Here is a 12,865-nt window from a genome sequence, read left to right as displayed (position 1 = left end):
ACTACTCTCCTTGATAAATATTCAACCCCACTTCAGTATCTTCTACACAACTGTTCGCTGGTGCTTTAACAATCAGAAAAAGAAAGTAAAAGTCTCCCACACAAGAAGCGGCATGTGCGGTAGCAATCAAGGTAAAAAGAGATGCCGTCAACCAGCCAAATAAATATATTAGAAAGAGGCCCACAGAAATGCCAATGAATGGCGCCAATAAAATGATGGCAAATTTCCCTTTTGAATAAAAGGAATGGGGACTCGTGGCATATGCTACCCCATTTTTGAACCCAAACTTTACCTTCCCTTTAGGGTCAAAAAGCTTGAAGAAGGCACCATGGATCAATTCATGAATAATGATGAGAATAAAATACGCAACCATTAAGAGCAAAAGATCGAAAATAAACGAAGTTTCAGCATTTGACCCATGACCACCTAAGACAAAGAGTGTAAAGAACACATAGAAAAAAATAAAACTAGGGATCGCCGCGAGATTCAATCTCTTTATTGTTTTTTTATCATCCATTAAATTGATTTGTTTGAGTAATTTCATCGCTGTTCTCCTTTTCTTTTCGACATTCTTCTTAGTACATGATTTCTATGAATTCCCTTTACCCAACCAACAAGAGTAGCAAACATAAAACCAGTGCCGTTAAAACGAAGAGGAAATTGATCGTTTCTGGCGCACCTTCGATCCTTCTCTTTAATGGCGGAGGACGAAAACTTGGATTCATGCTTTTCGCTTGGTAGTCCACGCTGCTTGATAAAAAGCTGTCGGAAGGGATCATAAACACCAAAAGAACGCCATAAATAATGGATGCAGGAATCAGGAGTGAGCATTTGGCTAAGTAGCCAATCAGTAGACTCACGATCAAAGGAATAGCTACGTATAAAGCACTTTGGTACAGTGTTCGCCGAATTGGTTTCATAGGGAAGTCTCCTTAGTCAGTCTTCGTTACACACAGGAAAAAAATAATTTTATTTACTTATCAAATAAATATACCATTGCTTTCTAAGGGTGTAAACACGCAGAAAACCAATTCGATGCTGCCAAGTGCGGCTACCCAATGCTTGGTGCAAAAAAAGAAGTGGTTTCTTCCCATTTCTTAAAAAGCACTCTACTTGCCTTTCTATCCTCGCTTAACCTCTAAAGTTAATCGCCAAACCGTTTGGTAAACCGTTATACTTGCCAAATTGCTTCCCCTCTTCCTTTTGAAAAACCTACGACGCTGGACAAAGAAGCCTGCGAACATTGTCTCTTTATTAAAACTTCTTCTGAAAAGCATTCGTCTAAAAAAATCATACGGCCTTGTCTCTCCTTTTGGCTTCCTACAACACCTATCCACTTGAGAAAAGACTGCTGAACCTTCTTTAGAAACGAAAACGTCTCAAGAAAATATAATCGTGCGGTTTCTGCCCTTCCTTTTGGCTTCGTACAATGCTTGATCCGCTTGATAAAAGATTTCTGAAATGTCTAACGTAGGACCTGCTTCTGAAATCCCTGCTGAAAAGTAAAGGGTCAGTTGTGTTCCCTCTAGTTTCAACTGTTCATTGCTTAAGAACAAATGAAATTCTTCAATAATTTTTTTCACTGACACGGAAGTATTCTCTTTAAATAGGACTAAAAATTCTTCGCCACCATACCGATAGACTTCGACTAAATGGGAAGGACTTTTTTGATAGAGAAATGTCGTCAGTTTATCCGAAAAGAAGGTTAAGGCTTGATTGCCGATTTGATGTCCATGGTAATCATTGATCTGCTTAAAATGATCTAAATCCATCATCACCACGACCAGCTGATCCTTCTCGTTTATCACCAATTTTGAAATATCTTCGTTCAAACTACGGAAATTTTTTACCTTCGTCAACTCATCATAATTGCGCTCAATGATCTTCGTATTGATTTTTTCGAGAAAGTTTTTTTGATTCTGCAGATAATACTTCCATAAATAAACGATTGCCACTGATCCAATCCCTAAAGTGACAGCATCCCAAAGACCAACTTCACGGCGGTGAAAAAGCAATGCATTGACCATCGGCGAGACAACCGTAACCACAATCGAAAATAGATAAAAGACAGTATGATTTGTCTGTCCGTAAAATCTTTTCTTTAATAAGCAAGTAATGATTAAAATGATGTAATTTAATCCGATAATAAAGAGCATGGCTCCCCATTCGAATTTATTGATCAATGCAAAAAAAGTTAGCAAGATGACGGGGACCAGCCCAATCAGATATATTTTTTCTTTGAGGATACCAAAATAATAAATAAAGATTGGAATCGTATATTCATACGCAACATAACCGATACTGTTCAAAGAAAATGATATAATAAAGTAGACTTGCGAAATGAACAGAACGACACCGATAAGAATTTTAAATGACAAGCGTAAATTCAATTCTTTGAAGTTCTTGATAAACAGATCATACGAAATGAGCAAGCTTACAACTAAAACAGAATAGATCGCAGCATAAATCAGATGGACAAACACACTATTCCTTCTTTCTTTCATAGATTTTTCTTTAAAATCCTTCGCCCATGATTTTGAAAGGCTCGATTCTTTAACAATGCAGGTAAAGAACTCGATCTTCCTTTCCTGCACTTCATGAAACCAAAAATAAAACTACCCCAGAAAGGAGCAGAAACCAATGTCTGAGAAAATAGAACAAGAACTCTTATCGATATTTCCTCAATTATATTTTGATGCCCAGCCTATCTTTCAAATGAAAGCAGATAGTCAGAAAGTGATTGGCTACGAATTATTATTGAGAAGTACCGAAAGAAATAGGTTTCCCCTTTCCTTCTTCCAGCAAGTGATCAAATACAAAAAGCTACACACTCGCTTACTGCAATGGTACCGAAATGAAATTTTCAGCTTACTTCACCCGAATGAAGAAACAAAAATCAGTCTTAATATCCACCCGCAACAACTCAGCTACCCAGAAACCTTTCTGATGTTAGCTGACTTAGCACCCTACCATGATCGTATTTTGATTGAGATCACCGAAGACGATACGGAACCTTCTATCGCCTGTGATCCCAAGTCTTTTCTTATGAACAAAATCAACCAAATAAAAAAGATGCGCTTTTCTGTCGCATTGGATGATGTAGGGACAGGCATTCATTCACTGACAAATATTGCACCGATGCTGGATAAAATCGATGTGATCAAATTTTCGCCTATCTCGTTGCGAGTGCTGTCCCAAAAGGAGATTTTCTTTTTGATCGACTTCTGGCGAAATATCGCCAGCAATCGTAAAATCCAATTTATTGTCGAAGGGGTCGAAACCTCGGATATCCATGAGTACTTGCTTGAAGAAGAGATTTTTCTTCAACAAGGGTTTTATTTGGACAAACCTTCCCCAGCTAATCAATTAAAGCGAAAAAAATAGCCATCGCGTCGTTTATTTTTCTCACTATACGCGATTAAAAATAAACGAATATTAAAAAAATGAACAGATGCCCTTCAAATATAACACAAATAATTTTATTTGCAGAATTTTTGCTGATTCGGCATCGTTTTAACGGTGATTTTACATGAGAGGGAGTAGAAACCAAAGCAAAGACCTTTTTTAGATAAATGAATAGACAAAAAGCATTCAAGAAACCAATTCCTGAATGCTTTTGTCTATTCATCCTTTTTTTCGATACAAACCTTCTATTTCAATCGCTCACCTTTACTAATTGCAGAAACATTAAAAATACTCATCACTTCTTACCAAATCGTTTTGCTAGAAGTGATTCCGACTATTCCCCTCCTTGATTTATCTCACGTTGAAAACCAGAGAATGCTTCGTTTCCATTCCTAGATTGTAACCGCACAATTCTTTCAGATAAAAGCGATAATCTTTTTCGACGATTCGAATGATCTCGTCATCGGAAAAATCGTCAAATCGCATCATTTCTGTGACTAAAACCAGTTTGGCATCGATTCCCAGAATATCTGGGGTGATCGCCCAAAATGTTTCTGGAGAAATCCCTGCTACCAATTGATCAAGTAACGTTAATTGCTTTTCTACATAAGAGGCTAAGGCACCATTTTCACGATTGGAATCCGTAAATTTCTTTTGAAATCCATCAAGATATTCTATCTTTGAAGTAAATACAGTCAAGCTTCTTTGCTCCTTTCTTTGAGGGGAACAAGCCCCGTTATTTTCTTCCTAAAGCTCAGCTTGTTCTTCTAGTTATTCATTCACTAATTTTTCTAGTTGCTGAAAAAGCACCCAGGCAAAGGTGTCAATGCAAAATATCCAGCAATTCTCTAACCAGTTGCTTGTAATGCTCTTTTTGATCCTTTACTCCATTTTCTGCCTTGATTGAAAGACTTTGCTCAATGGCTTCTTGAGGAATCAGCAGATGGGTGTTTAAGCTTGAGATAAAGGAGACACTTTCTTCCAATAATTGATACTCTTTTTGCAGGTTGCTGGGTAACTTATATTTACGTAAAAGAAATAAATAGCGAGTACTGGCTTTTATTTCTTCTATACGATCGTTTTCTAGCAAGTAACGCATGGTATCGAGTTGTTTTCCTTGGTGATACGGGCAAGTATCTGCACTCAGCAGATGATAGTAGTAACCAATATATTCACTATTTATGATGGTTCTTTCAAACGCTTCTTTCTTGATTTTCATCTTCTGTATCCTTTCAAAGCTATCACTGACCTCACTTATACAGCGTTTGTGGTATCACTAAGGACTGCTTACCTTCTTGATTCATTTTTTATCCGCTCTACTCTTTCATTAAAAAAGAGAAACTGTAAGTTTTCCTCACAGTTTCTCCTTTACGCTTCTAGCGATGACGATAGTTAAGGAGCGACGCTTTCACCGTGCTTCTTTTTTCTTGTTGCTGCAATGACAAACAGTACTAAGAGTGCATACCCCAGAATGATCAAACTGCTTGTGTTTGAAGAACCTGTTTGTGGTAATTTCCCTTGTCCGATTTGAGAAGCATCTGCGACAATCGTTTTTTTATTGTCATCGTCTGCTTCTTCCTCTTTCTTCGCTGTTTCACCGATTCGACCAGTCACAGAGACTTGCCCTGTTGTCGCCTCTGCGACAATGGTTTCCGATAGATCCCAGACATTCAGAGTCAGTAACACAGCGACGAAAAAAATGATTCGTTTTCTTTTTTTCATACGATAGATCCCTTCTTTACTGGGATTTCAGTTTTTAGTCTTCTTCTACATCCGGCGCAAAACTCAAGACCAATTTGAAGCTTGGGTTTGATTCTTTGGATGCATCGGTCGGTGTTGCTTCACCAGTGAACGCAAATGTTCCTTCATTCGTTCCTTGGTTGCCTTCAAGGGTAAACAATTCTGTTTCTGCTACGGTTGGTGTGCCGTTTTCAAACAACTTAATCCCGTTTACGTTTAACAAGTCTACTTCAGACATATTCAATGGTGTTTCAACACCTGCAACAGAAGCGATCACACCAACTGCTGAGTTATTTGTCACTGTGTAGGCAGGTGAAACGATTTCTTTGTGGCTTGACGCTTCAGTCGTATAGAACAAAGCAGTCGTTGGAATCGTCACATTGATCCATTGGTTCAAATCATCGGGATTTGGTCCAGGTGTTGTATTATCGAATTCACCGATGATCCCGTTTACCTGGACATCTCCTGACGTATCGCCTTCACGTCCATCAATAGTTTGTGTCGCAAAAGCGGTGGTGCCGCTTGCAATTACTCCTGCGATCGTTGCTGTACTTAGAATAGCTGCTACAAATTTTTTCATTTTTATTTCCTCACTTTTCCTTTTTTTAATTCTTAACGATAATCGTTAATTCAGCTTCAGTGACCCCTTGTTTTTCTTTGCTTTCAGGGTCGTAAATATTGATGGTGGCTTTGGCAGGATACTCGCCTTTTGCCAATGGTGTCGCCAAGGCGACATTTTCAACAAATTGATTTGGATAGATCGCACCGGAAGAATAGATGACTTCCCCGCTCGACAGTAAAGAGATATCCACGGCGATTGGGTACACATTGGTGCCCGGATTGACGATCTCGATGGATCCCGTGCTTTGACCATCTTCAAAAATGGCTTCTGGATTGATTTGCAGGGTGAAATAATTCGCATCTGCAATTTCCTGCGCCCGTTCAGATAATCGCTGATCGGTGGCATCGCCAGATTCTGGCAACAGGTCTGCACTGATCAACGGAACCGCTTCTTTTGATTGATAGAAATAGTACCCGAGTCCACCGGCAAGTACGGCCAATAGCAACAACCACCAGAGCCATTTCCGTCGATCCTTTGTTTCGGTTTGATTTGCTTGCTCCAATGGATTCACCTCCTTCACATTTGGTACGATCTTTTTTCCTTAGTCTCGTGGGACAAATCGCAAGACGATGCGATAATTCGGTACAAGCAAGTCTTCATAATATCCGCCTTGATCGGCTTCTGAATCAACGACCCACTGGGGATAGTCCCCATAGAAATCCCCTGTTAAGGAAATCGGCACGCGGCTTCTTTCTGCTAAGCGAACCAAGTGTTGTTCTTCCATCGCTTCATAGAGTTGGATCTGGGTTTCTTCCGTTTTTAGGTTCAGTCGCAACAGCGGGGTTGAGATGTCGTCATAGGTCAGGGTTGGGTCGTCCTCTTCGCTTTCACTTTCGGCATAGTCGAGAGGATCTTCTCCCTCTTCTAACAAGACGATTCCGGCGCTATCATCGATCGCCAATTGATTGATATAGGTATCCACAGCAAGTGGCGATTGATTGCGGATCTCATACCCTTGGCTTTCAAAATTACGATTCGATTCCGCCGTATTGTACAAGGATTCAAAGACCATTTTGGTCGGGATTGTCACCCGCATATGCTCAAGTTTCGATGTCACATCGATACCGACGGTCAGCTGGTACGCTTTATTCCCCACCTCAAGAACAGCGAAGTAGCTGCCGTCTTCGTCCACTTCTCGTGTAAGATCCGTTTCTACGATGCGAAAGTCATCCGTCATATCCGCTTCCGTCAAGACGTTTGCGGCTTGTGCTCGGCTTTCTTGAAGGATCAAAGCATCTAATTCTTCTTGCGTGCTTAATTCATTAATTTTATAGCGATCTAAGGTGATATTGTATGCTTCAAAATTCACACCTTTAATCACGGTTTGACGAGCGGTCACATCGACATAGGTCTCAATCGAAGGTTTCGATAAGAAAATCGACACTTCTGTCTCTGTTTCCAATCGCTCATTTTCTCTTAAGGGAATGCGGAAATAGCGATACAGCTGATTTTCATCCCGATAGTCGCCCCATTCGATTCGTTCAGAGTTTTTGTCTAATTCAACGAGTTCTCCGTCAGTATTGGTATAGGAGATCACTGTGATATCGGTATCCTCATACATGGAACCAGTGATTTCAGTCGACTGATCACTCAATGCGTCGATTCGGGCAACCAGACCTTCTGGTTCTGAAAAACGAATTTTATTGTAATTATTTTTCGCAATCACTTGATAAATATCTGTTTGTCTTTCCAGACTTTCCAAAGAACCATCTAATTGTTCGCCACTCAGTAATCTTGAACGAGCTTCTGCACTACCGGTCCCCCCATAGGGAAAGGGATTTCCCCCGTTACGATTAATACGCATCGTTCCATAAATATTGATAAACTCTTCGGTTGGCGTTTCCAAAGCAGCATTCTCCCATACTGAGAATTTTTGGTTATTTACATTGATTTTAAGACCATTTGCAACCGTATTTCGTTCCGATCGTATCAATCGCTGTAATTGTGCATTTGCTTGACCTGTTCTTGTCGTAGGATGACTAATTTCAAATAGCGCAACATTTTTTACATTTAATTGTGCATTTGCCGTTCTGAAGTAAAGAACTTGTAATTTATTTCGAATGGTTTCTAACGTAACGGTTGAGTCCTCATCGGCAATAAAGGTATTTCGTACATTAACAAGCGGACGATTGGTAAACTCTGCTGTTGTCCCCATCCCATTCCGATTATCTGTAAGGAAAAATTCCGCTCGTTTACCGACCGTAATGTTTGCGAAAGAATTTGAATGATTGCTTGAGCCGTTCCCACCGCCTTGCGTATTCAATCCTCTGGCAACCCCATTAAATACTGCTTCGTCTTCAAGAATTAAATTCGATGTCGTGGTTACCCTAAATATTCCTCCCGATTGGTTGACATCCATTTGCGCACCTTTTCCTATTCGGACAAAGGAATTCGCATTTCCAAGTTGGATAAAGCGTGAATCATATGTTGTGCGATCCCTTTTAGAAGTCATTTTAGCGTTATCAAGTAACTCAACCCGTTGAGCTACTCTTATTCGTGCGTAATTATGTCCGACTGCTGAATTTTGAATATTACTAGTCGTTGGCTCCGTCATATGAACTTCAGCTTTTTGCGCAAGAATAACAGAGCGAACAGAGGTGTTTCCTGTCATTCCCCTAGCTGCATTTATTCTAGTATATGAATTTTCTCCAAATACTAAGTCACTCGTACTAACACCTTGAATAAATCGACCACCAGTATCAACTTCAACTTTACTTGCTTCTTCCATCGTAAATTTCGAATTCGCCAAGGTTAAACGAAAAACGGCTCGTGCAGCTTGTCGCGTAGTATGATTGACCGTTACTTCCGCTTCACGACCTAGTTTGATTTCTTCTCTAAACCGGAAAAAATCAACATTTGCATTGCTTCGTCCAGAAACGGTGATTTCAGAGTGATCGCCCACATGCAACCGGCGAATGGTTGAAGAAGCAGCAGATGAGGTACCGCCAGTAAACCCTTGTGCGGTTTGTAAGTTGATCGTATTTGCTTCACCAATATAGATATCTGTTGTGCTGCGACCAGTCACCAATGGTCCTACTTGATTGAGGCTGATAGTTGCATTTGCTTCTGACAAAAATTGTGAAGCCGTCGACGTTGAACCCAGTGCAATGAAAGGATCGGCTGCTGATGATGTGCGAGAATAATTGATTGCTGCTTTTTCTCCTAGGAAGAAACGCCGTTGCACGGAAAAAGCATTGGCTGCTGCACTCGTTGAATGCTCAGCAACATTGATTTCAGCCCCTTCAAGCAGCTCGAATTGATCGACCAGCGTTCCAGCGGTAAAGCCATTCCCTAATACGCCCGTTAGTTTTGAGTATTTTCCTAGAGTTACCTGAGCCAAGCTTGCGTTGACGAACGCCCCACGCTGATTCACAGCTATTTCTGAATAGTCACCAATGGTGATTTTTCCGTTGCTCGATGCTAAACCGATGACGACATTCGATGTACTTGCTGAAGAGGTCGTTCGCGTTCTCGGTACGTCAATTGTTGTATGACTTCCGATTTGAACCGAAGACGTTGCGAAAAAGGTTCGATACGCTTGACCAACAGTGGCATTACTAGGTTCACTGATGGTTATATCCACCTGATCACCAATCGCAATACTGTTGACTGCTACGTTGCCATTAAACCCGTTGCTATGCTGATTGTTCATTTTCACGTGGTCTTGAATCACTATCGTGGTACTAGCCACACCCGTAAACATCGGTCCATGCTGCGATATTCGCGTTTGTGTATTCTCCCCAAAATCGATGGAGGAATTTGCACTTTGGAGCTGGATAAAAGCTCCGGTCGTTGTGCCCGTCCGCGTTCCTTCAATAATGGTAGGTTGGTCTGCGGTACTATTTTCAACGATGAATCGGTGTCCGACATTGATGGCGGGCGTCTCGCTGACCGTCCCGTACTCAGATAGTTTTAACTGACTACCTGCTTGTAATCGTACCTCCCCTAACGTACTGGTAGAGTCCCCAGAAAGCCCCTGTCCCGTGCCAACATCTAGTGTTGCCCCGGTTGCTAGCGTCAACCGACTATCTTGATTGGCATTTGGCAGGGAAACCATTGCGCCAGATTGGCGAATCGTGGTCATACTTCCTTGACCAAAATCAAGGCTTGCTGCGGTACCTGTCATGTGAAAGACAGTGCCAGTATTGCTGTTGGTACTTCGGGTGACAGAAATTTCAGCTTGGCTAGCGACTGCTACTTGATTCATTTCAAAGATTGGTGTGGCATTTGATGAGCGATGATTGACCGTCAATTGCCCTTCGACAAAGAGTCCTTCAGCCGTGAATAACGTTGGAATGGAAGACGTCGCTGTCGTCACCACATTGGTTCCTTTGAAATGAAGATGTGCTTGGTTGTTATTCACCACGCGTCCTGCGGTAGTGGTCAGCTCCAGTTGGGTATCTTCAAAAGTAATCGTTGATGCCCCAGTTGTTTGAGCCAGCCCTTGCGCTGACTGGATGCCTTGTTGCTGCACCCCTTGCCAAGTCAGTTGAACAGGTGCCGCAAACTGCATCAGGTTCTCTGCCGCCGTATGCGAAACGATCACAGGTGTTTCTTGACTACGAAAGGTAACGTTCATCCGTTGGATACCACTGATTGGCCCAGTTAATGCCAAGTTGCTGGCAAAAGTAAGCACTAGAGATTGCTCATTGGCGATTTCTTCGTAACGATACTCCGTGCCCTCTTCATCGGTGAAGGGTTCCCCAAGTAAAATTGCCCGCAATTGCGCCTCACTTGCTACAGTCAATGTGACCTCTGAAGCTTCAGCATCGAACCCTTCGACTTGCTCATTCTCAGCTTCTGTTTCCGCTTCGTCTTCTGAGCTATCTGGCGTTTCTGCTTCGGGCAGTGCTTCATTTTCCTCTGCTTCTTCTTGGCTAGCTGTCGTGGAATCATCCGTGGCTTCCGAAGAAGATTGTTCTTCACTGCTTTCTTCGGTTGTTTCTTGGTCTTCCGATAGATCAGCAGAATTAGTGGTTTCCTCAGTTGAGGAGTGTTGCGTCTCTTCAGAAAGTGACTCTGTTTCTGCATAAGCAACTTGCTGGAACGCCAGCGTCGTGTTGACCGCCGTGCTGCTTAGTAGGAATACTGCAGAAAACAATGTAAGTAGTTTCATCATATCCTCCTTTCTTCAAGTCTTTGGTGCGTCAAGAAGGTTGAAGCTAAGAAACAGCCTCCTCCTTTTCACACAAAGTTGTCTCAATATTCTTCGTTTTTGGGGGAACGACAAAAAAAGACATTTGGACGAATCAAATGTCTGAAGAAAGTTGTTAGATTGGGTTTTTGTAAAATAATATCTACATACGAGTTCCGATTTCTTAAAAACGAAGGTTATTGAGACGAAAAAAACTGTAAGTGTATCACGCGTGGTCCTTACTAAACTAAGAATAGCGTGGTCCTTTAGCAAAAGAAAATCATTATTTTCATAAACACCTGAAATAGATGAATAAATAACCTACCTCTTTCACTGTGTGAAAGGTACGGGAATGGGTTTAAAAAAGCGGTTTTTGATACGGGTTTATTTTCCGTTCAAGATGTTCCCAATCTCGATCATCTGGAAGAGATTTTAATAATAAATAATCTGTTTTGACTTTGTAATCGACGAGATAGCGATTGTAATTGGTCACGATCAAATCAATATGTGATCCATTTAGCGTCTTCTTTGTTAAATATTGCAGCTGCACAAAGGTCAACTCGTGCTTGCTGCCAAACCGCTGGATTGCTCGAGTTTGAATGTGCTGGCACACAAAATGATCTCCTTCTAGGAGAAAATAAATGGTTTTTGCTGGTGCGTAATAATCGAAAATCAACTCGCTATAAATTGTTAAACTGACACAGATGTCTTCTAAGTAAGCACTAGACAAAGAGAGTTTTTTGCTCTGCTCCTTAAGAAATTGTAAGTTCTTTTGATAATTCTCGCTGTTGGAACGCATGATCACTTCTTTGATATCATCCATTTCCTTGTTCAAAACCGGCGCAATCGCATGGTTTATTTTCCTCGATAAAAAGAAAGAACGTAAAAACGTCGCCACCGTAATGGCTTGCTCTTTGGGCACATCATGGTTCTGCAGAAACAATTCGGCCACGTTTGCAATCGCTGTACCTTGATGAAACTGACGGTAAAATTTTTGCTCTCGTTCTTCTTGATCCAAGGTTCGCTTACACAGGGTGACCAAGTAAATCCAAGCAAATTCTTCTTTAGGCAACTGGGTCTGATAGATTTCTTCAATACCTTTTTTCAAGAAATAAAGTTTGGCGAAACTATTCCCTTTATACGCTTGCCTGACCAGTTCTTTGGGCACAGTGATATGATAGCCAAGGCTCGCGCGTTTGATGGCAATATAAAACGTATAGTAAAACGCTGCGGGGGTCGCCCCAGATCCGATTTCATAATAGCCGAACTTGTCATCCAATTGCCCTAAAATCAGGTCATGCAATGCTTGGTCTGGGACCAATGTATAGATCGTTTCGACCCCTTCATAATAAAAATCTTTGAAAAACTTACGTAAGTTGGCTTCGCTTCCTTCAATCGTTAAAGGATTGGAGGTCCATTGTAAGCCATAGCTTTTCAAAATAGGGTTGCGCTGATTGAGTAAGCGCCGAAATGTACTCTCTGAAAAATGGTAATGATGTGCTAGCTCATCCACCTTAGCTAACTTGCCATGAAAGATATTCCCGATAATTTCAAATAAGCATTCATTTTTTAACAAACTTTGTTTTCTTTTTTGATATTCTGTAGGCTTTTTCTCTTCGAAAACAAACCCGCTATTGCCGGAAACAAGAACTATACTGTCCCCAAAATATTCTTTCATGTATTTGATATCATTGGCAATCGTCCGCTGAGTTACTTGATTGCGCTCAGCTAAGTCGCCAATCGTAAACACCCGATCTCGCTCAATCGTACTCAACAGCCGAAACAACCGCGCGGTTGTGCGGTTGCTGATGAAGGCCAATTGCAGCTCTCTCATCCACTCCACTCCTTTTTTCAAGAGATTCTTTTCTATACTATTACATAAATAGACCACTATTTGGTAATTATATACTCAAATTTACAGTATTTTTGTCAAAAAACCTACTAATAATGAAAAAAATAGCGTT

The 12,865-nt window shown here is 41.1% G+C and carries 11 protein-coding genes; 1 reads left to right on the top strand and 10 read right to left on the bottom strand.

Annotation, left to right across the window (positions count from 1 at the left end):
• Position 1: 1 nt before the first annotated feature.
• The 3 genes from IGJ42_RS02590 to IGJ42_RS02580 all read right to left on the bottom strand — a co-directional run bounded on the left by IGJ42_RS02590 (position 2) and on the right by IGJ42_RS02580 (position 2,504).
• On the bottom strand, positions 2–544 hold the full coding sequence (locus IGJ42_RS02590; protein ID WP_429961061.1) for a DUF3267 domain-containing protein: 543 nt from the start codon (positions 542–544) through the stop codon (positions 2–4).
• Between the two features lie 58 nt (positions 545–602).
• Positions 603–920, bottom strand: a complete 318-nt coding sequence (locus IGJ42_RS02585) for a hypothetical protein (protein WP_139960413.1) — start codon at positions 918–920, stop codon at positions 603–605.
• Positions 921–1,379: 459 nt separating this feature from the next.
• Positions 1,380–2,504 (bottom strand): GGDEF domain-containing protein, encoded by a 1,125-nt coding sequence (locus IGJ42_RS02580; protein WP_430615898.1) that lies wholly within the window; start codon positions 2,502–2,504, stop codon positions 1,380–1,382.
• Positions 2,505–2,640: 136 nt separating this feature from the next.
• Here IGJ42_RS02580 and IGJ42_RS02575 point away from each other — a divergent pair, with 136 nt between their 5' ends.
• A complete protein-coding gene (locus tag IGJ42_RS02575) occupies positions 2,641–3,384 on the top strand; it encodes an EAL domain-containing protein (RefSeq protein ID WP_005232094.1) in 744 nt (247 codons plus the stop codon).
• A gap of 372 nt (positions 3,385–3,756) precedes the next feature.
• On the opposite strand, the gene IGJ42_RS02570 is transcribed toward IGJ42_RS02575, so the two are convergent.
• The 7 genes from IGJ42_RS02570 to IGJ42_RS02540 all read right to left on the bottom strand — a co-directional run bounded on the left by IGJ42_RS02570 (position 3,757) and on the right by IGJ42_RS02540 (position 12,735).
• A complete protein-coding gene (locus IGJ42_RS02570) occupies positions 3,757–4,104 on the bottom strand; it encodes a DUF7006 family protein (RefSeq protein ID WP_016611346.1) in 348 nt (115 codons plus the stop codon).
• 124 nt (positions 4,105–4,228) lie between these two features.
• Complete coding sequence (locus tag IGJ42_RS02565; RefSeq protein WP_429946594.1) at positions 4,229–4,624, bottom strand: hypothetical protein; 396 nt, start codon at positions 4,622–4,624, stop codon at positions 4,229–4,231.
• Between the two features lie 173 nt (positions 4,625–4,797).
• Positions 4,798–5,127: an LPXTG cell wall anchor domain-containing protein gene (locus IGJ42_RS02560; RefSeq protein WP_139960410.1), complete on the bottom strand. Its 330-nt coding sequence runs from the start codon at positions 5,125–5,127 to the stop codon at positions 4,798–4,800.
• 34 nt (positions 5,128–5,161) lie between these two features.
• Complete coding sequence (locus IGJ42_RS02555) at positions 5,162–5,725, bottom strand: hypothetical protein (RefSeq protein ID WP_086332078.1); 564 nt, start codon at positions 5,723–5,725, stop codon at positions 5,162–5,164.
• A gap of 25 nt (positions 5,726–5,750) precedes the next feature.
• A complete protein-coding gene (locus IGJ42_RS02550) occupies positions 5,751–6,269 on the bottom strand; it encodes a hypothetical protein (protein WP_139960408.1) in 519 nt (172 codons plus the stop codon).
• A gap of 39 nt (positions 6,270–6,308) precedes the next feature.
• Positions 6,309–10,886, bottom strand: a complete 4,578-nt coding sequence (locus tag IGJ42_RS02545; protein WP_429961060.1) for a hypothetical protein — start codon at positions 10,884–10,886, stop codon at positions 6,309–6,311.
• 373 nt (positions 10,887–11,259) lie between these two features.
• Positions 11,260–12,735: a helix-turn-helix domain-containing protein gene (locus IGJ42_RS02540; protein WP_430615895.1), complete on the bottom strand. Its 1,476-nt coding sequence runs from the start codon at positions 12,733–12,735 to the stop codon at positions 11,260–11,262.
• Positions 12,736–12,865: the final 130 nt, after the last annotated feature.

This window comes from Enterococcus sp. DIV1067f, assembly GCF_050543505.1.
GTDB lineage: Bacteria > Bacillota > Bacilli > Lactobacillales > Enterococcaceae > Enterococcus_D > Enterococcus_D entomosocium.
This window is presented reverse-complemented; position numbering and strand designations above follow the sequence as displayed.

Coding starts and splice junctions, on each gene's coding strand:
- IGJ42_RS02545 (WP_429961060.1), bottom strand. CDS start 10,886: ATGATGAAACTACTTACATTGTTTTCTGCAGTATTCCTACTAAGCAGC.
- IGJ42_RS02565 (WP_429946594.1), bottom strand. CDS start 4,624: ATGAAAATCAAGAAAGAAGCGTTTGAAAGAACCATCATAAATAGTGAA.
- IGJ42_RS02540 (WP_430615895.1), bottom strand. CDS start 12,735: ATGAGAGAGCTGCAATTGGCCTTCATCAGCAACCGCACAACCGCGCGG.
- IGJ42_RS02575 (WP_005232094.1), top strand. CDS start 2,641: ATGTCTGAGAAAATAGAACAAGAACTCTTATCGATATTTCCTCAATTA.
- IGJ42_RS02585 (WP_139960413.1), bottom strand. CDS start 920: ATGAAACCAATTCGGCGAACACTGTACCAAAGTGCTTTATACGTAGCT.
- IGJ42_RS02590 (WP_429961061.1), bottom strand. CDS start 544: ATGAAATTACTCAAACAAATCAATTTAATGGATGATAAAAAAACAATA.
- IGJ42_RS02555 (WP_086332078.1), bottom strand. CDS start 5,725: ATGAAAAAATTTGTAGCAGCTATTCTAAGTACAGCAACGATCGCAGGA.
- IGJ42_RS02560 (WP_139960410.1), bottom strand. CDS start 5,127: ATGAAAAAAAGAAAACGAATCATTTTTTTCGTCGCTGTGTTACTGACT.
- IGJ42_RS02580 (WP_430615898.1), bottom strand. CDS start 2,504: ATGAAAGAAAGAAGGAATAGTGTGTTTGTCCATCTGATTTATGCTGCG.